The following is a 21,345-nucleotide window of genomic DNA, read 5'->3' as shown; positions in this document are numbered from 1 at the left end:
TTGTCTTTTCAAGACAATCATACGATGAATCTTGCCAGCCAGCCCCTGTTTGATGAGCTGAAAGACAGCAAAAATATTTTTATCGCAGGAGCAGGCGGCGGCTTTGACGTATTCAGTGGCCTGCCTGTCTATTTTTCCCTCCGTAAGCACGGCAAGAAAGTATTTCTTGCCAATCTCTCCTTTTCTAATCTCTCGGAAGCAACTGGTGTGCAGCTCACCTCGTCAGCGTTGCTCGTCAATGCTGATTCGCGCATCGGTGATGAATCTGATTTTGGCATACCGCAAGAGGATATGGTCAGCATTGCTGCGGTCAACGCACTTGCTATTGAAAAAATCCTTCTCCTTTCTTTGCACAGGCAGATTATGAGATTGGAGAAATTATCTGTAAATTCCGCCCTGATATTGTACTGCTGAGAACTTATTGGCATCAATCACTGATTGATGTCTGCCGCTGAGAAAAAATGATCAAGCATCCGCGCATCAACAAAGTTGTCCTGCTGTTCATGGTTGTGCTGATTTCAGCCCTGTTTTTGCTCATGATCAGGCAGTTTCTCATGCCGATTTTCTTGGCCGGGCTGTTTTCCGCCATGTCCGCTCCGCTGCACCGGCGGCTGGCCAACCGGCTGCAAGGCCGGGAAAATTTGGCCTCCGCGCTGGTGGTGGCCGGAGTCTTCTGCCTGATTCTGGTGCCGCTGGCCTTTCTGATCGGACTGGTGGTCAGTCAAGCCGTGCATGTCGGCCAATCCGTGACCCCGTGGGTGCAGTCCTTTGTCAAAGAACCCGGCCTCCTCAGCGGCTATGCGGAAAAAATTCCTTATTACGAGCAAATATTGCCCTACAGGGACATGATCCTCGCCAAGGCAGGCGAGCTGGTGGGCAGCATCTCCGGCCTGCTGATCAACTCGCTTTCCTCTATCACCAAGATGACCGTGAACGCCCTGTTCAGCGCGGTGATCATGCTATATGTGATGTTTTATTTTCTGACTGAAGGCGGCGGGCTGCTCCGAAAAATCCTGTATTACCTGCCGCTGGATCATGAAGACGAGCAAAAGCTGCTCCTCCGCTTCACTTCGGTGGCTGGGGCGACGATGAAATCAACCCTGATCATCGGCATCCTGCAAGGCGGGCTGTGCGGACTGGCTTTTCTTTTCGCCGGAATACCAGGCGCGGCGTTCTGGGGCACGGTGATGGCGATGTTGTCCATCATTCCGGCGGTTGGCGCGGCCTTGGTTTGGATTCCGGCAATGATTATACTCGGCGTGAAAGGCGATTTTTCCGGGGTGATTATCTTGGCGGTAATCTGCGGCGCAGTGGCGGGCAACTTGGACAATCTGCTCCGCCCTCGATTGGTGGGCAAGGACACCGAGATGCACGACCTCTTTGTGCTTTTCGGCACCCTTGGCGGTATTGCGCTTTTCGGCGTGCTCGGCATCATCATTGGCCCGATCATCGCCGCCCTGTTCATCACCATTTGGGAGATTTACGGTGATGCCTTCAAGGAATATCTGCCGGAAGTCGGCGAGCTGCGGATGCAAAACGATGGCGGTTCAAGGGCGGACAAAACGCTGAAGCCTGAGCAACGTCAGGCTTCAGGCGGGACAGCGGTTACTTCTTCTCCGGCAGGAACAGCACCTCAGCCGCCTTGTCCGGCTGAAGATATTTCGCCGCCAGCGCACTGAGTTCCTCCGCTTTGACAGCAGCAAAATCGGACTGAATGGTCAGCGGCCATTCCAGCCGTTCCGGGTGCTGCAAGGAACCAATCAGCACATTGTCCAGCCAGTAATCGTTAGTGCGGATCCTGTCGCGGATTGAGGTCAGCGATGGCTCCAAGGCCCGTTTCAGCTCTTCGTCCGTCACCTTGCCTGCGGCCAAATCCGCCCCGGCCTGCTTCAGCTTTGCCGCCAGCCGATCAGCTTGGCCTGGCTCGGCCATCACCACGCTGCGCAGCACCCCATAGCCGGGATCCACTTCGCTGGACTGATTATACACGTAGGGTGAATAGGCCGCTCCCAGCTCCTCGCGAATTTGCTTGCGCAGCCGGTCGTTGAGCACTGCCGCCAGCACATTCAGCCGCCGGGTGCGGGTGATGTTCCAGAAATCATCCGTAGGCCAGGCCACAGCCACCAAGGCTTTGTTGGTGGCCGTCACTACTTTTTCCGCCAGTTTTTTGCCGGACGGAAAAATAATTTTTTCGTCCGCCCCTTGCTGCCCGCCTTTGCGCTCCTCGCCGAAATATTTGCTGACGAGCCGCAGCACCTGCTCTTTGTCGAAATCGCCAACCACCGAAATTTCCAGCGGCTCGTCTTTGAACGCGGGCCGCAGCCACCCCTCCAAATCCGCCAAGGTCAGGGTTTTCACCATATCCCACGGCGCAAGGCCGTAGCGGAGATTGCCGCCCGCCAAAAACGACTCGCCCTTGAATTCCATCGCGCCTTCAACGCTGCTCTGCGCTTGGGCGTAAAACTGCTCGGCCTGCCGCCGCACCCGCTCAAAGGCATCGGCCCGGAACGCAGGATCATGCAGCCGGGTATGAAGCAGCTGAAAGAGCAGCTCGGTCTCGCTGCTCAGGCCTTTGCCTCTGAACTGAAAGCTGTTCTCGTCAATCGAAAAATTCACCTTGCTGGAATACGGGGCAAGGGCGGTGTTGAGCTGCTCTTGATCCAACTTGCCAACTCCGCTTTCCGGGATGAAAAACTGGGCAAGGACATTTAAACCGGGCTTGGGCTGCACAAGCGACCCTTTGCCGAACACGACAACGGCCTGCACCTCATTCGGTTCAAAATCGGTCTTTTTCAGATTGAGAATCAAGCCGTTGCTGAACACATAGCGTTCTGCGCCGATTTTCTCATAGGCGGTATGCTGCGCCACTTTCGCTTCAGGGGCAGGCGGCGGCAGATATGGAAAGTCCACTGCCTGCTCCTGCTCCCACGGCTTGAGTTCCGCCGCCTCAGCCGCCTGCCACGCAGCAAGAATCTGCGCTTCCGGCGTGCCGTTTTTGTCAGACAGCAGCTCCGCTGTGCCAGACACTTTGACTAAACGCCGTTCATGCCAAAGACTGCGGAATACCTCGCTGAGTTCGGCAGCGGTCAGTTTTTCCACCATCGGCCCATACAGCTCCAATTCTTGGGCAGGCGAAAGCACAACTTCCTGACTGTTCAAGTCGCTGATCAGCACTGCGGCAATATCATCGCTTTTTCGGCTGGCCGCCGCCTGCACCTGCTCTTTCAACATGCTCAACAGTTTGCTCCGCACCCGCTTCATTTCCTCTTCAGGAAAACCAGCAGTCAGAGCCTGCCGCAGGGTGCTGTTAAGCAATTCCAAACTGGTCTTCCATTTACCAGCATCGGTCTGCACTCGCAAACTGGTTATTCCAAATTGCGGCAGCATCTTGTAGGAAGAAAAGCTGGCGCTGGTCAGCGGGCTGTCCTTGCTGTTGACTATCCGTTGCAGCCGGTTGTCCAGCAGCATTGTTGCTGCATATTCCTTGAGCCGCCGCAGTGCCGCAGCCTGCGTGAACATTTCCGGCTCCGCGTTCCAGACGGAGGCAATGCTGACCGCAGTATGTCCCAAGTCAGGCTCATGCTGATAAAACGCTTCGAGGCCTTGCTCTGCCACCTTGCCCAGCTCAATGCAGGCAGGTGACGCGGTCTTCGCCTTAAGCTGGCTGAACTGCTGGCTGATCAGCTTCTGAAGCGCAGCCGGTTCCGCGTCACCGACTGCGACCAAAATCATATTGTCCGGGCGGTACCAGCGTTCATAATACTGGCGGAGCAGAGCGGCATCGGCCTTTTTCAAAACTTCCTCTGTGCCGATCACATCCCGCTGGGCCAGCAGGGTGCCAGCAAAGGCCTGCTCTATGCCTTTTTTATACACCCGTCGGCTGGCGGAATCGCGCTCGCGTTTCTCCGCCAGAATGACTCCGCGCTCCTTGTCCACCTCCTTCGGCAGGAGCAATGCGCCGCCCGCATAATCAACCAAGAGCTGCAAGCCCTTGCTGACCGTCTGCTCTTCGCTGTTTGGCAGCATGAGCTGATAGACGGTCTCATCGTAGCTGGTGTGGGCGTTGCTGTCCGGCCCGAACGCCATGCCGATGGACTGGAAATATTCCACCATTGCCCCAGGCTGATAGTGCGTGGTGCCGTTGAACATCATGTGCTCAAGATAATGAGCCACGCCGCGCTGCTCGTCGCGTTCCTGCACTGAGCCGGACTGGATGTTCAGTTGCAGGCTGACCCGGCCTTTAGGCTCATGATTGGGCATGATCACATAGCGCAATCCGTTCTCCAGCGTGCCGAAGGTCAGGGCTGGATCAGGCTTGAGATCGCTTTTGTCCTGCGGCCATCCTTGTGAAAGACAGGTTTCTTTGGCCGCAAGCTGGGCCGGACGGCAGGGCGCAAGCAGCAGCCCAGCGGCGAGAACAAGGGAAAAAACGATTCGGTTCCACGTCATAGCGGAGTCAGGGCGGTGCAGCCCACCTCAGTTTTTGATTTTTTTGATGATATTGCGCTCAACCGGCTGACCGGCGGCCCCGCAGCAGGCGGCGCAGCGTTCTTTGCCAGTAACCACCCATCCCCTAGGCAGCGGACTGCCAAGACAGACTCTCAAGGCCGCACCGGCCTGCATCATGCGAGTATTCTGGATTTTCAGCATTTTGTCAAGATGCCCCGGTCTGCATCGGCCTGTGCGGGCAAGGATGTCCACAACCACCCAATCCGGCGGCACCGGACGGTCCGGGCAAATTTCTTGGGTCTGCGCTCTGCTTTCATCAGCTGCGGCCAGCAGGACAGCGCCCGCCGCGAACAGAACAGGAATAAGATGTTTCATCATCAGCTTCAGTGCCTTGACGAGAAGGTTGCGGCTGCGGTCAGGTTGCGGATTTCCCGCGCCCAGACCTGATAGCCCAAGGTGGAGAGATGCACGCCGTCATGCAGAAAACAAGGGCGGGTGACTGGCAGGCAGCTTGCCGCGAACGGCTCCGTCATGTCAAGAAAGGCGCAGCCGCTCCGCTCGGCATATGCTTGCAATTCCTTGTTGACTGCGCCAAGCAGGTCCGCTGTCAGGCCACAGCAGCGCATCGGCATGATGCCGTTGACCACAATCCTGCTGCCCGGACACAGAGCCGCCACCCTCGGCAGCATGGTCTGAAACACCGCAGTGAAATGCGGGCTGCCCATGAGCAGATTGTTAGTGCCAGACATGAGCAGGAGAAAATCTGGTTCCGGCATAGTGTCGAGTTCATCAGCCAGCCGGGCGGACAGTTCTTCCACGCATTCTCCGGCCTTGCCCCGGTTGATCACGTCCAGTTCCGGCAGGAGAACGGCCCAGTCGCCCCATTCTGCCAGCGAGTCGCCTAACAGCATAATCGTTTTTTTGGCATCAGCCATCATTTTTCTCTCGTTTCAGGAATGCACGGCGGTGTTGAACGGTGGTCGGCGCGAAAACAAAAAGGCCGCCTATAAAGGCGGCCTTGCGCAAACCAATCTGTCCTGCTGAAATCAGACGCAGCCGGTCGGTTTCGGCAGACCAGCCATCTTGCAGGCTCCCTTGCCAGGGCCGGAGGGGAACAGCTCGTAAATCCGCTTCAGCGGGAAGCCGGTGGTCTTGGAGAGAATACGGACCATCGGGGCGATGCCGTTCTTCTTGTAGTACTCCTGCAGCGCGTCAAGAACCTGCTGATGCTCCTCGGTCAGGGTGCTGATGCCTTCCACGCTCTTAACGTAGTCAACCCAGTCCGTATCCCAAGACTCGGCGCCGTTCAGCAGGAAGCCGTCCTCATCAACTTCGTAAGATTTTCCCTTGTGTTCAATGGTTGCCATAATGGTTCTCCTGTGGGCAAAGATAGGTTGAAATGAATAAAGGCATATTCACCGTTGCGGTCTGTGCGGGTGTCAGAGGAAAGACATAACCTATGGGCAGTTCTTTGTCAAGCACTCTTCGTTTTTTTCTGCTGCGGAACAAGCTGTTTCAGACGGCGGATGCACAATGATTGGCATTTTTCCTGACAACCTGCTATCTTGTGCGGATGAGACAGGAAAGGCGCAGCTCCTTTCGGACCAAGAATTCATTGGAGAGTGAAGCAAGATGTTGGATTTTTTACGCAAACAGGCTCAGTCAACCCTGATTCAGACCGTGGTGCTGATCATTGCGGTGGTGTTTATTTTTTGGGGAGTCGGCACCAATCTGAGCGGCAGCCGCAATTCTGTCGCCACCGTGAACGGCACAGAAATATCTCCCGTGGAATACAATCGGGCCTACAGCCAAACGGTGGACGGCCTCCAGCAGCAGTTTGGCGGCAAAATGCCGCCCGGTTTCGCCGAGCAGCTTGGCATCCGCGAGCAAGTCCTGTACCGGCTGATTCAGGCCGAGCTGCTCCGGCAAGGCGGCGAGGAGGCGGGCATCAGGATCAGCGAGCTGCCGGTGCAGCAGCGGATCGCTGCAATGCAGGTTTTTCAGGAGAATGGCAATTTCAACCTGCAACGCTACAAGACTGTTCTGGAGCAAAACCGGATGACTCCCAGCTCCTTTGAGAAGGGTCTGAAATCCGACCTCAGCACGGAGCGGGTGCAAGAGCTGGCTGGCAGTTTCGCCGTGATCCCCGATAACGCCGCCGCCCGTTGGCAGGCATGGAGCAACGAGCAGCTCAAGCTGGCCTATGTCAAGCTGGAGCCTGCCGCGTTCGAGGCCAAGGTTGCCGCAGACGACAAGGCTCTGGCCGCCTGGTTTGAGAAAAATAAGGAAAAATACCGCTCTGAGCCGAAAGTGCGGCTGAAATATCTGCTCTTCAATCAGAGCGATGACGAAAAAGAGGTCAAAATCGCTGACGAGGAGCTGAAGGCGAAGTACGAGCAGGACAAGGAGAGCTACCGCCAGCCGGAGCAGCGTCATGCCCGTCATATTTTGTTCAAAATCGAAAAAAACGCCCCAGAAAATCTCCGCGCCGAGAAAAAGAAGCAGGCTGAGGAAGTGCTGGCGCAGGCTAAGGCGAAAGGCGGTGATTTTGCCGCGTTGGCCAAGCAGCACTCGGACGATGCCAGCAACAAAGACATGGGCGGTGACTTGGGCTTTTTCGCTGCCGGACGAATGGTGCCTGCCTTTGACGCAGCGGTCTTCGCCATGCAGCCGGGCGAAATCAGCGGGCCGATTGAAACTGAATTCGGCTATCACCTGATCAAGCTGGAAGAAGTCAAACCAGAAACCGTGCGCAGTTTCGAGCAGGTCAAGGACAGCATCGCCGTCGGTCTCAAACGGCAGCAGGCCAAAGCCCTGAGCTTCAAACGGGCGGCGGCGGCCTACGAGGCGGTGATGAAGGCAGGCAGCTTGGACAAATACAGCCAGCAGGAAGCGGGCAAGGTGCAGGTTTTGGAGCCTTTCTCCCGCAGCGAGCGTCCGCAAGGACTGCCTGCTGATCCAAAGTTTGTCGAAACTGCCTTCAGTCTGAAAAAAGGCGAGTTGTCCTCAATCATTGAGCTGCGCGAGGGCTATGCCGTCCTTTTCGCTGATGACGTGAAGGAGCCAGAGCAGCCCAAGCTGGAAGCGGTGAAGGACAAAGTGCTGGCTGCATGGAAGAAGGAAAAGGCGGCGGAACTGGCTGCCAAGGCGGCGGCGGATTTGCTCGCATCCAGCCGGGAGAAAAAAGCCCTGCAAAGCCCGGAAGGCGGGACTGTGATTGTCACCGGGCTGCTCAAACGCGCAACTCCGGGCGGAGAGAACGCGCCGCCGGATGAGGTGCAGAGCGAAGCCTTCAAGCTGGCCTGGAAGGAAAAGCTGCCTGCCGCGCCGGTGCAGGCCGGAGAGGCGTGGTTTGTTTATGAAGTGCGCGAACGGCTCGCAGGCGAGGCCAAAACCGACGAGGCGACGCGGCAGCGGCTCACAACCTCAGCCCAGCGTGACCTGCTGACCGCGTGGCTGGCCAGCCTGCAAAGCAAGGCCAAGATACAGATCAGCCTGCGGAACCGCGACGACGAAGCCCCGCAGTAATGCGGCAGAGCGCGACGGTCTGACAGGCGGGGAGGCAATGTCCCGCCTGTTCTCTTTTTTTATGCTGCCTGAGCGCAGCACAGCCTGTTCGGAAGAAAAATGTCCCTCTCAAATCAGAACAGCAGCCAGATGAAGCTGGTCCGCAGTCTGCCCTCCTTGGAGCAGTTTCTGCTTACGTTTATTGCCGTGCTGTATGAGCCGGTCTCACCCGCCTTTCTCGCCTCCTGTCTGGCTGGCGCGGATTTGTCTGGCCTGCCGCCGAAAATCAGCAACGACGAGCTGGAAGGCGCGGTCAACCGCCTGCGCGAGCTGCGCCTGCTCAATGAGTTCAACCAATGCCCAGCCCTGCTCGCCGAGCAGCTTGTCCGGCAGGCCGCCGCTGAAGGCCGCTTTGCCGCCTTGGCTGAACTGATTGAGCGCAAGGCACCAGTCTCCTACCTCTACGGCAAATGGTCAACCCGCTGCCGCCGCGCCCTGCGCCAGTTCCGCATCGGCCTGCATACTGGCGACACCGACAAAATGGAGGAAGCCGCCCTCTTTCTCAAGGAGCAGTGCAAGGAGGAGCAGCCGGGGCCGCCGCCTGCGGTGCAGGTGGTGGCCGAGACCTTTGACGCGGACTGGTTCCGCGCTCTGCCCGGCTTTCTTCAGTTTTATCTGCTCAATGAAATATTCCGCCACAGCGCGGAAAAGGCCGAGGATTATCCCGCAGTGACCGCCTACTTGGAGCAGGAAGAGAAAATGCTCCTGTCTGAGGACGAGCGGGTGCCGTTTCGGCGGCTGCTGGCCGGGCATTATCTGCTGCGCGGCTGCACCGGCAAGTTGGACAGCCTGCTGGCCGCTCATGCCGACTCGTTCCAAGGCTCCGGCTTTGCGGGCAGCGCGGCTTTTCTCCAAGGCCGCACCGACGAGGCGATTCAGCTTTTCGAGACCGATCTCGCCTTGCTCAACAAATACGCTGGGCCAGAAGGCACCTTCTTTTTTAATATCAACGGGCTGTTCTGCATCATGGCCCTGCTTGCCCGCAGCGGCCCCGGCGACCGCGAGCTGATCCGTCGGGCGGCGGCCATCGTTCTCAGCCGCTGCCAAGGCGGGCCGGAAGAGCTGCCCTTCCGCTTCTTAGACCTCTACGTGGCAGCGGCGGCAGGCGGAATGCCTGACCTGCGCATCCTCACGGAAGGCTTTGAAAAAGAGGCGCGCAGCTTGAGCGTGCTCACTGCCGGGCTGGTGCTGCACTGGCTGAGTGTGCATCTGCCGGACAAGCTGCAAGCCGGACTGGAATCCCTCTGCCGCCGGGCTAAGGTGTATGGCTTCTTCTGGCTGGCGATGGCAGCGGCGCAGCTCTTGGCCGCCGCTGATCCAGGCCGCAAGGACATGGCCAAAATTGCCGAGAAATTAGCCAAGGAGATCAACTGCCGCAGTCTGGCGGATTTGGTCAAGCCGCAGGATGAATCGTGGAAGCAGAGCTTGGAGGAGCTGATCAGCGTCACAGGCAAGGCCAGACAGGCGGAGAAGACCAGCCGTCTCGCCTGGACGGTGGAATTTGCTGACGGCAAGCTGACTTTGGCAGCCAAGGAGCAGAAGAAAAAGCCGGGCAGCAAGTGGAGCAAGGGCAAGGGCGTAGGCCTCAACCGCCTGCTCTATTCGCCCAAGGATTTTGACTATCTCTCCGAGCAGGACGAAAAGATTTCCGCTGCGCTCCGGCAGGTGGGCGAGCCGACCTCGCGTAACGGCGGCTGCGAATTCGACATGGACAAAGCCCTGCCTGCGCTGGTCGGCCATCCGCATGTTTTTTTAGAGAACAACTCCGGCAACGTGCCGGTGGAGATTGTGGCTGGCGAGCCGGAGCTGATGGTTGAGGAGCAAGACGGCTCTCTCTTCATCCATTTTCTTCAAGAGATCGGCGAGGGTCGGGTTACAGTCTGGCAGGAGACCCCGACCCGCTTCCGGGTGATGGAGATCAACGACGAGCACCGGCGGGTGGCGGGCATCATCGGACCCGGCGGCAAGCGTTATCCGGCTGCGGCGGGCAGCCAAGTCCTGAGCGCTATCGGCAATATGGCCTCGTTCATGACCGTGCATTCCTCGATTGACGTGGGCGGCGCGGAAAAGGATGTGAAAATTATCGAGGCCGATCCGACCATTCACATCCACATCATTCCCTACGGCACCGGCTTCCGGTTGGAGATGTTCGTTCAGCCGTTCTCGCGCAAGGGGCCGTATCTCAAGCCGGGCATCGGCGTGGCCAATCTGATGGCCGAGGTCGGCGGACGGCGGATGCAGACCCGCCGCAACCTGCTGCTGGAGGAGGAGAAAGCTCGCGAGATCGAGGAGAGCTGTCCGATTCTCGACCTTGCCACGGACTTGGCGCAGGAAAACGACCGTGAGTGGCATCTGCTCGACCCGGAGGAATGTCTGCAAGCCCTGCTGGAGCTGGAGGAAATCCGCGACCGCGCTGTGCTCGAATGGCCAGAGGGCGAAAAGCTGGCCGTGCGCAAACAGGCGGGCATCAGCCAGCTCAACCTCAACATCCGCACCGGCCAGCAGGACTGGTTCGCCCTGTCCGGCCATGTGCAGGTGGATCAGGACGAGATCATTGACCTGAAAAGCCTGTTGGACAAGGTGCGCGAGGCCCGCAGCCGCTTCATCCCGCTCGGCAAGGGGCAGTTCCTTGCCCTGACCCAGGAATTCCGCAGCCGTTTGGAAGAGCTGCTCCGCTTCAGCGAGGCGGGCGGCAAGAGCGAGAGCGGCGAAGAGGAAATCCGCATTCATCCGCTCGCGGCCTTGGCTTTGGACGACCTCACCCGGCAGGCCAACACCCAGGCCGACGAGGGTTGGAAGAAGCAGCTCGCCCGGATTGAATTTGTCCAGGATTTTGTCCCGGAAGTGCCCTCCACCTTGCAGGCCGACCTGCGCGATTATCAGGTCGAGGGTTTTGTCTGGATGTCGCGGCTGGCGCATCTCGGCGTGGGCGGCTGCTTGGCCGATGACATGGGCCTCGGCAAAACCTTGCAGTCTTTGGCGGTGATCCTCGACCGGGCGGAGGACGGCCCGACTTTGGTCGTCGCGCCGACTTCAGTTTGCATGAACTGGGAGCAGGAGGCGGCCCGCTTCGCCCCGACCATGACCGTGCGCAGCTTGGCCAATCCTGACGAGCGCAAAGAGGTGATCAGCAATCTTGGCAAGCGGGACATCCTCATCACGAGCTTCACTTTGCTGCAGCAGGAGGTGGATTTGCTCGAAACTGTGGCTTGGCAGACCGTGGTTTTGGACGAGGCGCAGTCGATCAAAAACGCGGCCACCAAGCGTTCCAAGGCCGCGATGCGTCTGAATGCCAAGTTCCGCCTGATCACCACCGGCACGCCGATAGAAAACCATCTCGGCGAGTTGTGGAACCTTTTCAACTTCATCAACCCTGGTCTGCTCGGCACTTACAAGCAGTTCAACACCAGATTCGGCATTCCGATTGAGAAGCACGGCGACCGCACCGCCAAACGCCAGCTCAAAAAGCTGATCCGGCCTTTCATGCTCCGCCGGATCAAGTCGCAGGTGCTTGACGAGCTGCCGCCGCGCACTGAAATCACCCTGCGGGTGGAGATGAAGAAGTCGGAAATGGCCTTCTATGAAGCCATCCGCCAGCAGGCCTTGGAGAATATTGAAGGCAGCGATCCAAAAGCCGGGCGGCATTTGCAAATTTTGGCAGAAATCATGCGCCTGCGCCGGGCCTGCTGCAATTCCAAGCTGATTGACTCGGCCAGCAAGATACCGTCGAGCAAGCTGGAGGTCTTTGGCGAGGTAGTTGAGGAGCTGCTCGAATCGCGGCACAAGGCGCTGATTTTCAGCCAGTTCACCGGCCATCTCGCCTTGATCCGCGAGTACCTCGACGGCAAGGGCATCAGCTACAAGTACCTTGACGGCACCACACCGCCGAAAGACCGCATCCGCCAGGTGGACGAATTCCAAGCGGGCGACGGCGACCTTTTCCTGATCAGCCTCAAGGCGGGCGGACTTGGTCTCAACCTCACGGCGGCGGACTACGTCATCCACATGGATCCGTGGTGGAATCCGGCGGTGGAGGATCAGGCTGCTGACCGCGCCCACCGCATCGGCCAGAAGCGGCCCGTGACCGTGTATCGTTTGGTCACGGCCAACACGATTGAGGAAAAAATCGTCCGCCTGCACCACGAGAAGCGCAATTTGGCCAGCTCGCTGCTGGAAGGCACCGACGCAGGCGCCCGCATGAGCGCGGAAGAGCTGCTGGAGCTGATCCGGGGCAACTGATAGGCAACCAGCGCTGAACGCGGTATAATAGACCTCTTGCGTAACTGCCCTGCGTTGAGGAGCCGCATCAAGCATGTGCTTGATGTAGGGGCGAAAAATTTTTCGCCCCTGCTGCTTATCCAAGCAGGTATAATTCAACGCTGCTCAGGACGGAGGATGAAATGAGAAAAAATAGAGCACACGGCCTGCTGCTGACGGTGGCGGCCTTGCCGCTGCTGGCCGGATGCGGAGTCAAGCAGCGGGCTGAGGCTGCGTGGCAGAAGGTGCCTGCGCTGTTAGACAAAATGCCGTTTGTGCGGCAGGAAAGCAAGCCAAGCGGCGTGACCTATCCGCCCACGCTCAAAGCAAAGGCCGTGTTTGCCCCGGAGCAGGTTCCAGCGGGCTGCAAGGTCTTCGCTCATCTGCTGATTTGGACACCGGCAGGAGCGAACGGCCACGGTCTTGCGGGCGTGGTGGAAAAAGAAGCCATGCGCTGGGGCGCGGATCTGCTCCTGCTCGGACGGAGCCGCAAGGCGAAGGAAGACAAGAGCATGATTTTTGTCTATTACGGCCCAGAAGAGCCGTATAATTTCCGAGAACGCTGGGCAGGCTGGAAGTTCGGCTACAGCGACTGGGTCAGCCAAGGCGGCTGGGCGGCGGCGGGCTATGACGAATGGGACAAAAAAACGGTCTGGCATTCTGATCCCTTAGTCATCCAAGCCGCCTTTCTCCGCTGTCAGGACATTCCTCCGCATGAACAGCCCTGAGCAAATCTCTTACCCCATCAATCGTCATTATGACAGAAGCTGCTGGAAAAAATTCCTTGGACATCAAGGCGATTCTCAATCTGCTGCCGCATCGCTACCCGCTCATCCTGCTGGACCGGGTGCTGGACTTTGAACGGGGCAAACGCATCACCGGCCTGAAAAATGTTTCCATGAACGAGCCGTTCTTTCAAGGTCATTTTCCCGGCGAGCCGGTCATGCCCGGTGTGCTGATGCTGGAAGGCATGGCCCAGGCAGGCGCGGTGCTCGCCTATCTCTCCGCTGACAACATGGCGGGCAAGCTGGTGTATTTTGCCGGACTGGAAAAAGTGCGCTTCCGCCGGATGGTGCGGCCTGGCGACCAGCTTATTTATCAACTCGAATTTCTCAAGCAGCGGAGCAAGCTGACTGTGATGGCCGGACAGGCTTTGGTGGACGGCGCAGTGGCGGCGGAAGCCGAGCTGATGGCGACATTCTCCTGACCTTTTTCAAAAAAGACAACAAAATGGCCATACACCCTGCTGCGGTCATTGACCCCAAGGCAGAAATTCATGCCAGTGCCTCAGTCGGCGCGTATGCCGTCATCGGCCCGGACGTAGTGATCGGCGCGGACAGCGTGATTGACGCGCACGCAGTGATCTCCGGCCCGACCCGGATTGGCGAGCGCAATCATATCGGCTCCTTCTCCTCCATCGGCAGTGCGCCGCAGGACATGCGCTACAAGGGCGAGCCGACCGAACTGCTGATCGGCGACGGCAATCATATCCGCGAATATGTCTCCATCCATCGGGGCACGGTGTCCGGGCGTGGCCGGACGGTGATCGGCAATGGCTGCATGTTGATGTCCTACTGCCATGTCGCCCACGACTGCATTCTGCACGATCATGTGATCATGTCCAACGTGGCGACTTTGGCTGGGCATGTGGAGGTCGGTAGCTATGCCAACATAGGCGGGCTGGTGGCGGTGCATCAGTTTTGCCGGATCGGCGCCTACACCTATGTCGGCGGCATGTCGGGAATTTCAATGGATGTGCCGCCTTATGTCATTCTGGCCGGGACCCGCAACCAGATGCGGATTACTGGCGTGAACAAGATCGGTCTGCGCCGCAACGGCGTGAGCCGTGAGGCGGTTGATGCTATTGAGCGGGCTTTCAGGATCATCTTCCGTTCCGCGCCGGAAGTGGTGCTGCAAGATGCCCTGATTCAAGCCGAGCAGGACATGCCGGAATCGCCGGAAGTGCTGCACTTGGTGGAATTTTTCAGAAGCAGCAAGCGCGGCGTGGTGAAACGGACGGAGGAAGGATAAATGAGCAATGAAGCCAAACTGATGCGGCTGACTGAGTTGGCTGCATATCAGGAAGGGGCGGTGATCAGCAAGACCCTCCTCAGCAAGCTGACCGGCACGGTCACGCTGTTCGCCTTTGACAAAGATCAGGGCTTGAGCGAGCACACCGCCCCGTTTGACGCGATGGTGCAGCTCCTTGACGGCGAGGCCGATATTACTGTGGGCGGGCAGCTTTTTCAGCTCCGGCAGGGCGACATGCTCATCATGCCCGCGCAGGTGCCGCACGCCCTGCACGCGGTCACGCCATTCAAAATGCTCCTGACGATGATCAGGTCGTAGCGAAATTTCGGCGGCTGGATCAGCCGCCGAAAAAAACCGATAAGAATCGGCAGTTGCAATTTAATGTCACAAACTATGAAAGGGAAAAATCAAAGACTGATAGAGCTTGTCCCTATCACGTCTCTTGCAACCGAATTGCAGTTACGGGTGAGAGATATTAGAAATGAAGAAAGTGTTCGAAAGTGGATGTACACAGATCATGTGATATCTACAACTGAACATCTTGAATGGATAAATAATCTTAAAAAAGATAATAGACAAATTGTATTCGTTGTTTTGAGCGAAAAGTATACTCCACTTGGAGTCATAAGTATAAATAATATTGATTATTTTCATAGAAAGGCGAGTTGGGCGTATTACTTAACACAGACTGAGAGAGGTGGGGTTGGCCCTTCTTTAGAGTATTTTTTTATCAATTTTGTTTTTGATAATCTAAATCTGGAAAAATTAAACTGTGAAATTATAGAAGGAAATTTTACGATCGTAAAGCTGCATAAAAAATTCTTCTTTCAAGAAGAAGGATTCAGGCGTTCAGATATCATAAAAAATGGTGTTCGCATAGGCGTTCACTTGCTTGGGTTAACCAAGCAAGATTGGCTTGCAGGGAACGCTGAAATTCAAGAAAAATACAGAGGTGTATTTGAAAAATTTTCTATAATAGCTCGATGGAGACTTGAGAATTGAATTAAATGCATAGATATCTTGCACCATTGCTGCTGCAATTGATGGACAAACAAGATGACTTTTTCAGCGATATGTTGTTCTATGCCTATCGGATATTCTGGGTTTGGCGGTGTAGAATAGGGAGGTTTCGAAGTGTGAAAGTTGGTAAGGAAGGGAGACTCCCCTAACTGGAGGTTAGGGGCAATCTTATTGTCTATCGTGCAACAGTTGTAGGGTAAAATAAAACTTAATGCACTTGTTAAGTGCCCAAAAAACGAGAGAGAACTGTACTTGAAATCGTCAACTGGAAAATACTTTATCGCATTAGACCATGTAAGGGCTTTTGCTGCATTCATTGTGTTTACATGGCACTTTATTCACGTGAACAACGGGCAACTTGCGCCGCCGCCAATATTTCCGCTGTCTTTGCTAACCGAAGGGCATACTGGCGTGGCCCTCTTTATGGCATTGAGCGGTTACTTATTTGCAAAGCTTTTAGACGGCAAACGTATTGTTTACACTCATTTTATTTTGAATCGTTTTTTGCGTCTTGCGCCGTTATTGGCAGCAGTAATATTTATCATTGGATTGAAAGAATTGCTTGTTGGCCATAATATTATTGCTTATGCGAAAAACATTGTTTTTGGAGTCATAATGCCATACTTTCCTAACGGAGGTTGGTCAATTACAGTGGAGTTTCATTTTTATTTAGTTCTTCCGATTTTACTTTTCTTATCAAGAAAATGGAATTATTCGTTGTTACTTGTTATTTTCCTGTCGATCGCAGTACGTTTTATCCTACACCAAGATTTTGGAGAAATACAAAAGTTGTCGTATTTCACAATCGTAGGGAGGATAGATCAGTTTGTCTTTGGTATGCTGGCGTATCAATTCAAGAGATATGTTTCTCGAAAGCATCTTCTATTATTTTTCAGCTTTCTTCTGTTTTCTGGATTTTATTGGTATTTTGACTATCAAGGCGGCTTTTATAAAAACCCATCCTACCCATCACCAAGCATAATATGGGTCTTCATGCCGACAATTGAAGGATTATTTTATGCTTCATTTATTTCTTGGTACGATAATTCATTCAAGCATTCTACAGGAAAGTTGTCTCGGTTTATTGCTCTCATAGGGACATATTCATATTCAATTTATCTGCTACACTTTTTTGTTGTATTCCGTATGGCGAATTTTGTTAATGACCATATCATAGATATATCTAATAAATATTTATCAATACTTTTTTCGATACCTTCTTTTTTATTAATAATACCAGTATGCTATCTTAGTTATAGATTTATTGAAAGTCCATTTTTGCTTTTTCGTACAAAATATATAGAAAAGATATCTTCAGAAGATTCAACGAAATAATGTAAAAAATGTATAGATACGGGCGGCATGAAAGGCATGATCACACCATAGATTTGGCATTTAAAATTTGACGCAGCAGCAATGTTCACATATCTTGATGGCTAAAAAGTATAACTGACCTTCGATGACGGCGCAGAGGGTGAAATAGACTTATCCTCTGAATTGTATGGCAAGATATTTGAACCGCTGAAGGATATTTCATTCTTCAAGTCCTTCATCTTAGAAGGCCATACCATGTCATGGAGCAACGGAGCAGATTTCGCTCCTGAGTTCTTGCGTGAGCATGTACACTGAATCAATCATAGATTGAATAACATGGCTGAAGCATTGCTTGCCCAAGCGCAGCAGTTGATATGGGGGCAAGAAAAAAAATGGCTGATGAAATCATCGAAGAGTTATGGAGAATTAAAGACAGCATCGCACGAGACCATGCGTACAGCGTGGACGATCTTGCCGCTCATCTCCAAACCAAAGACCTGTTGCAATGAGAAATACGCAGTGCCACAGGCTGGATTGCAAGCCCATTTTGAAAATTTGACGCGGCAAGCTGCGTTTAAGATAACAAATCTACTTCCAGTTTTAAATATGACCACTGACATCTCCACTTCCCCCGACAAGCCCCTCGACTTCATTCGGCAGATTGTTGCCGATGACCTTGCCTCTGGCAAGCACACCAGCATTGTCACCCGCTTCCCGCCGGAGCCAAACGGCTTCCTGCACATCGGCCACGCCAAGTCCATCTGCCTGAACTTTGGCATTGCCCAAGAGAACAAGGGCGTGTGTCACCTGCGCTTTGACGACACCAACCCCAGCAAGGAGTCGGTGGAATATGTTGAGTCCATCCAGCGGGATGTGCGCTGGCTCGGCTTTGACTGGGGCACGCATCTCTACTACGCTTCTGATTATTTCAGTCAGCTCCACGACTTCGCCGTGCAGCTCATCAAACTTGGCAAAGCCTATGTCTGCCACCTCAGCGGCGACGAGATGCGCGAATATCGCGGCACGCTGACTGAGCCGGGCAAGGACAGCCCCTACCGCAACCGCAGCGTCGAGGAAAACCTTGCTCTTTTCGCGCAGATGAAGAACGGCGAGCTGGAGGAAGGCACCTGCACGCTGCGGGCCAAAATTGACATGGCCTCGCCCTACATCATCCTGCGCGACCCGGCCATTTACCGCATTCTCAAGAGCCACCACCACCGCACGGGCAGCACCTGGTGTATCTATCCGATGTACGATTTCTGCCATTGTCTCTCGGACATGATCGAAGGCATCACGCATTCCATCTGCACGCTGGAGTTTGAGAACAACCGCGCCCTCTACGACTGGGTCTTGGACACGCTGCAAACGCCCTGTCACCCGCGCCAGTACGAGTTCGCCCGCCTGAACATCAACTACACGGTGATGAGCAAGCGCAAGCTGCTGCAATTGGTGCAGGAAGGCTATGTGGATGGCTGGAACGACCCAAGAATGCTGACTATCTCCGGCCTGCGTCGGCGTGGCTACACACCCGCCGCTATCCGCAACTTCTGCGCCACTGTCGGCGTGGGCAAGCGGGAGTCGTGGATAGACATGGGCGTGTTGGAAAATGCGGTGCGCGATGATCTCAACATCCATGCGCCGAGGGTGATGGGCGTGTTGGAGCCGCTCAAGGTGGTCATCACCAACTACCCGGAAGAGCAGGTGGAAGAGGTGGAGGGACAGAATCACCCGCAGAACTCGGACATGGGCACGAGGCAGCTTCCTTTCTGCCGTGAGCTGTACATTGAACGCAGTGACTACATGGAAAACGCGCCGAAGAAGTTCTTCCGTCTCTCCGAGGGCCGCGAGGTGCGCCTGCGTTATGCCTACCTGATCACCTGCCAGAAAGCGGTGAAGAACGCGCAGGGCGAGGTTGTCGAGCTGCATTGCACCTACGACCCCGCAACCAAAGGCGGTTCAACGCCGGATGGCCGCAAGGTCAAAGGCACCATTCATTGGGTCTCGGCGCGGCACGGCATCGCGGCCCGCGTCTGCCTCTATGACCGCCTCTTCAGCGCCGAGCATCCTGATGCGGACAAGGAGCGCGACTTCAAGGACTTCCTCAATCCTGACTCCAAGAAGGTGCTGGACAACTGCGTGCTGGAGCCGTCGCTTGCTCATGCTGCCTTGGACGACCGCTTCCAGTTCGAGCGGCAGGGCTATTTCTGCTTGGACAGCAAAGAAAGCCAGCCGGGCCAGCTCTTCTTCAACCGCATCGTCACCTTGAAGGACAGCTGGGTCAAGGCGAGCGAGGAGGAGTGATGCACATGAAGAATGCAGACCTGAAGACAGCAGCTGTAGCGGTCGCCGCCTGCCTTCTGATGCTGCCACGACCTGCCGCCGCCTGCGTGCAATGCGTAACCGAGCAGTTTGAATACACCCTGCCCCACATGCTTGGCTGGTGTCTTGGCATGATAATCTGGTTCGTTGCGCTAACGGCAGCTGTCAAGCCTGAGGACAGGGCTGCACTCAGGCCCCTTCCTTCCAGTCTTCTGAAGGCTGCCGGGCTTCTTCTGCTGGCCTTCTTCACAGGTGCTGCATGGCTTGGGCCTTTCTCCTTTATGCTGCTTGGAGGCATATCGCTCTGTGCCACCAACAAGGCCATTAGGCCGCAAATCTGGCCGACGCTGTCAAAGAGATCGCAGATTGGGCTGAAGGTAGTCTCCGCTGTGGCGATTGCAAGCATTCTGGCAGGACTGGTGATCAGCATGAAAACACGGATAACGCGCAGCGATGCAGATTTTATCCTGCGATAGAAAGGTGGTCTTACCTTCTATAGGGTTGTCTCTCAACCGAAGAAGTACGAGGCGACGCTGAGAGAGGTTCTGGCCAGAACGAAAGACGAGTCCGTTGCTCATCAAGTATCAGAAGCACTGGCGAAGATCAAGAAAGAGGAAACAGAGACGGTGCAATGAGTTCCCTGCCGCTTTTAGCTTGAGCAGCAAAGCGAGCGGGGAGGAGTGATGTGTCTCAACCATGAAGTTGCGCATTAAGAAGAAGGCGTTGCAGCAAAGATGAACTTCGAGTGGGATGAAGCAAAGGCTCGTGTCAATATAAAGAAGCACGGTGTTTCCTTCGTTGAAGCAAGTGAAGTATTCAATGATGAACATTCATCCTGCGTTTACGATCCTGACCATTCTTCCGCCGAAGACCGCTATCTTCTTTTTGGCGTTTCTTTGAAAGGCACTCCGCTTGTTGTATCCTATACGGAGAGGTCAAACAGCATTCGCATCATTTCAGCACGGCGGATGACCCGCCAGGAGCGCAACGCCTATGAAGGATAAAGACACCTTGCGGCCTGAATACTCTGCCGAGCTGATCAAGTCAGGCCAGCGGGGAAAATACGCGCAGGCATATCGGGAGGGAACGAATATCGTTGTCATCGCTCCTGATCTGCGCAAACTGTTTCCCGATTCGGATGCAGTCAACCGCGCTCTCCGCAAGTATGCTGAAGAGCATCGTCTGGGCTTGGCAGGAAGCTGATGCAGGGCGGACGGCGAGGAATTGACTCGTGCCGCCTTGTCTGATATAGACAATCCGCCCTTGGATGAGGAGACAGTCAGCCGGATGCGCCCGGCAGTGCAAGGGCTGCCGGAGCGGGAGCGCGTCACGCTGAGTCTCAACCATGAAGTTGTGGAGTTCTTTAGAAACTGCGGCCAAGGCTGGCAGAACAAGCTGAACGATATTCTTCAGCGGTATGTGAAAACCTGGGCGCAGGGGATTGCTTCGCTTTCCCCGGCCTGCAGATTTGTTGATATTTTTCATATTGGACGCTCTTTCTTCATGCGGGCGCAACAAAAGGAGGAAACATGATGAAAACAATATGCCGAAGAAATGCGGCGCGGTTTGTTTTTCTTGCATTATGCGCTGTGTCGTGCTCAGCCTGTCAGTATGACAGGGTGATGCCAACGCAGCCGCCGCAGGCATCCGCGCCCTATGCAGGAACATATATTGCAGAAAACGGGGAAGGCTATTTGCTGTTGAGTCAGAATGGAACATTTTTCAGTGAGGAAGAACTTGACCGGGTATATTCCGGGGTGTATGCCATTGAGAACGATGTTGTCACCCTGACATTGCCTTCTGGACGCTCCGCGACGGGCAGAATTGAAGGCAATGCCTTGATAGACAAGGATGGAATACGCTGGACAAAGCAATAGCCTGATCTCCTTGACGCTCTTCCCTCATCTGCTTATGTCCTTCCCGAATAAGCAGATGCCCCTGTTCCGCCAATGCCTGCAGCCCCGCAGACCGCCCTTCCACCCCGGCTTTGAACCTCCCCCATCCTCCCCCAAAAACATACCAGCATGTTCCCACCAAACATACCAGTATGCACCGACCTTCCCATACAGTATGTTTCGGAAAACCATCAGGTATGTTGCCTCGGTGCATACCTGATGGTTTCCTCGGAACCATCTATATGGTTTTTCCGAAACCATTCTCATAGTTTTCCGCGCCCTATTTGATTGACAAAGAGCAGGCTCCGCCGTATCTTGGCTTGATCAAGCAAAACTGCTTGCATCACCACATCTTATAGCCCAAACGGAGGGGGTAGTCCTCAAGGCATAGCGGCTAAATTTGGAGCTATATTTTCATTGTAATGATGAATAAAATTCCAAAGTGACCCGATATGATTCTTCATCTTTTTAGAAAAAGAAAGAGTTTTTCTGC

General features: G+C 55.1%; 21 protein-coding genes and 1 pseudogene. 17 read left to right on the top strand and 5 right to left on the bottom strand.

Features of this window, described 5'->3' with window-relative positions; all coding sequences use genetic code 11:
• Window positions 1-24: 24 nt before the first annotated feature.
• Both ACNKH6_RS00110 and ACNKH6_RS00105 read left to right on the top strand, forming a co-directional pair.
• Window positions 25-414 (top strand): hypothetical protein, encoded by a 390-nt coding sequence (locus ACNKH6_RS00110; RefSeq protein WP_417913508.1) that lies wholly within the window; start codon window positions 25-27, stop codon window positions 412-414.
• 47 nt (window positions 415-461) lie between these two features.
• Window positions 462-1,679, top strand: a complete 1,218-nt coding sequence (locus ACNKH6_RS00105) for an AI-2E family transporter (protein ID WP_417913507.1) — start codon at window positions 462-464, stop codon at window positions 1,677-1,679.
• Here the strand turns inward: ACNKH6_RS00105 and ACNKH6_RS00100 are convergent.
• From ACNKH6_RS00100 to ACNKH6_RS00085, 4 genes are all read right to left on the bottom strand, one after another.
• Window positions 1,606-4,449, bottom strand: coding sequence for a M16 family metallopeptidase (locus ACNKH6_RS00100; protein ID WP_417913506.1), 2,844 nt, complete (start codon window positions 4,447-4,449; stop codon window positions 1,606-1,608). The genes ACNKH6_RS00105 and ACNKH6_RS00100 overlap by 74 nt on opposite strands.
• A 27-nt stretch (window positions 4,450-4,476) precedes the next feature.
• On the bottom strand, window positions 4,477-4,827 hold the full coding sequence (locus tag ACNKH6_RS00095; protein ID WP_417913505.1) for a hypothetical protein: 351 nt from the start codon (window positions 4,825-4,827) through the stop codon (window positions 4,477-4,479).
• Window positions 4,828-4,832: 5 nt separating this feature from the next.
• Window positions 4,833-5,387, bottom strand: coding sequence for a GDSL-type esterase/lipase family protein (locus ACNKH6_RS00090; RefSeq protein WP_417913504.1), 555 nt, complete (start codon window positions 5,385-5,387; stop codon window positions 4,833-4,835).
• 108 nt (window positions 5,388-5,495) lie between these two features.
• A complete protein-coding gene (locus tag ACNKH6_RS00085; RefSeq protein WP_417913503.1) occupies window positions 5,496-5,816 on the bottom strand; it encodes a TusE/DsrC/DsvC family sulfur relay protein in 321 nt (106 codons plus the stop codon).
• A gap of 265 nt (window positions 5,817-6,081) precedes the next feature.
• Between ACNKH6_RS00085 and ACNKH6_RS00080 the strand changes: the two genes are divergently transcribed.
• From ACNKH6_RS00080 to ACNKH6_RS00010, 15 genes are all read left to right on the top strand, one after another.
• Window positions 6,082-7,977 (top strand): SurA N-terminal domain-containing protein, encoded by a 1,896-nt coding sequence (locus ACNKH6_RS00080; protein WP_417913502.1) that lies wholly within the window; start codon window positions 6,082-6,084, stop codon window positions 7,975-7,977.
• A 99-nt stretch (window positions 7,978-8,076) separates the two neighbouring features.
• Entirely contained in the window at window positions 8,077-12,255 is a 4,179-nt protein-coding gene (locus ACNKH6_RS00075; RefSeq protein ID WP_417913501.1) for a DEAD/DEAH box helicase, read from the top strand.
• 161 nt (window positions 12,256-12,416) lie between these two features.
• Complete coding sequence (locus ACNKH6_RS00070) at window positions 12,417-13,001, top strand: hypothetical protein (protein ID WP_417913500.1); 585 nt, start codon at window positions 12,417-12,419, stop codon at window positions 12,999-13,001.
• A 29-nt stretch (window positions 13,002-13,030) separates the two neighbouring features.
• Window positions 13,031-13,480 carry a 3-hydroxyacyl-ACP dehydratase FabZ gene (gene fabZ, locus ACNKH6_RS00065; RefSeq protein WP_417913499.1) on the top strand — a complete coding sequence of 150 codons (450 nt, stop codon included), beginning with the start codon at window positions 13,031-13,033 and terminating at the stop codon, window positions 13,478-13,480.
• A 23-nt stretch (window positions 13,481-13,503) separates the two neighbouring features.
• Complete coding sequence (gene lpxA / locus ACNKH6_RS00060; RefSeq protein ID WP_417913498.1) at window positions 13,504-14,304, top strand: acyl-ACP--UDP-N-acetylglucosamine O-acyltransferase; 801 nt, start codon at window positions 13,504-13,506, stop codon at window positions 14,302-14,304.
• Window positions 14,305-14,622, top strand: coding sequence for a cupin domain-containing protein (locus tag ACNKH6_RS00055; protein ID WP_417913497.1), 318 nt, complete (start codon window positions 14,305-14,307; stop codon window positions 14,620-14,622).
• Between the two features lie 75 nt (window positions 14,623-14,697).
• Window positions 14,698-15,306 (top strand): UDP-4-amino-4,6-dideoxy-N-acetyl-beta-L-altrosamine N-acetyltransferase, encoded by a 609-nt coding sequence (pseH, locus tag ACNKH6_RS00050; protein WP_417913496.1) that lies wholly within the window; start codon window positions 14,698-14,700, stop codon window positions 15,304-15,306.
• Window positions 15,307-15,576: 270 nt separating this feature from the next.
• The gene (locus tag ACNKH6_RS00045; RefSeq protein ID WP_417913495.1) at window positions 15,577-16,659 is read left to right on the top strand and encodes an acyltransferase family protein; all 1,083 of its coding nucleotides are present in this window, start codon (window positions 15,577-15,579) and stop codon (window positions 16,657-16,659) included.
• A 114-nt stretch (window positions 16,660-16,773) separates the two neighbouring features.
• The gene (locus ACNKH6_RS00040) at window positions 16,774-16,953 is read left to right on the top strand and encodes a DUF2442 domain-containing protein (protein WP_417913619.1); all 180 of its coding nucleotides are present in this window, start codon (window positions 16,774-16,776) and stop codon (window positions 16,951-16,953) included.
• A gap of 291 nt (window positions 16,954-17,244) precedes the next feature.
• Window positions 17,245-18,939: a glutamine--tRNA ligase/YqeY domain fusion protein gene (locus tag ACNKH6_RS00035; RefSeq protein WP_417913494.1), complete on the top strand. Its 1,695-nt coding sequence runs from the start codon at window positions 17,245-17,247 to the stop codon at window positions 18,937-18,939.
• Between the two features lie 5 nt (window positions 18,940-18,944).
• Window positions 18,945-19,433, top strand: a complete 489-nt coding sequence (locus ACNKH6_RS00030; protein WP_417913493.1) for a hypothetical protein — start codon at window positions 18,945-18,947, stop codon at window positions 19,431-19,433.
• 258 nt (window positions 19,434-19,691) lie between these two features.
• A complete protein-coding gene (locus ACNKH6_RS00025) occupies window positions 19,692-19,961 on the top strand; it encodes a BrnT family toxin (RefSeq protein WP_417913492.1) in 270 nt (89 codons plus the stop codon).
• Window positions 19,951-20,160, top strand: coding sequence for a hypothetical protein (locus ACNKH6_RS00020; protein WP_417913491.1), 210 nt, complete (start codon window positions 19,951-19,953; stop codon window positions 20,158-20,160). The genes ACNKH6_RS00025 and ACNKH6_RS00020 overlap by 11 nt, the downstream gene beginning before the upstream one ends.
• Window positions 20,161-20,181: 21 nt before the next feature.
• Complete coding sequence (locus ACNKH6_RS00015; RefSeq protein ID WP_417913490.1) at window positions 20,182-20,490, top strand: BrnA antitoxin family protein; 309 nt, start codon at window positions 20,182-20,184, stop codon at window positions 20,488-20,490.
• Window positions 20,487-20,834, top strand: coding sequence for a hypothetical protein (locus ACNKH6_RS00010; RefSeq protein WP_417913489.1), 348 nt, complete (start codon window positions 20,487-20,489; stop codon window positions 20,832-20,834). Before ACNKH6_RS00015 ends, ACNKH6_RS00010 begins: the two co-directional genes overlap by 4 nt.
• A gap of 398 nt (window positions 20,835-21,232) precedes the next feature.
• On the opposite strand, the pseudogene ACNKH6_RS00005 reads toward ACNKH6_RS00010, so the two are convergent.
• Window positions 21,233-21,345 (bottom strand): annotated as a pseudogene (locus ACNKH6_RS00005) (IS1 family transposase); the annotation flags it as partial.

Origin of the sequence: Candidatus Electronema sp. JM (assembly GCF_048287415.1) — a bacterium.
Taxonomy (GTDB): Bacteria; Desulfobacterota; Desulfobulbia; order Desulfobulbales; family Desulfobulbaceae; genus Electronema.
The sequence above is the reverse complement of the archived record's forward strand: the minus strand, read 5'-3'. Positions and strand labels throughout refer to the sequence as shown.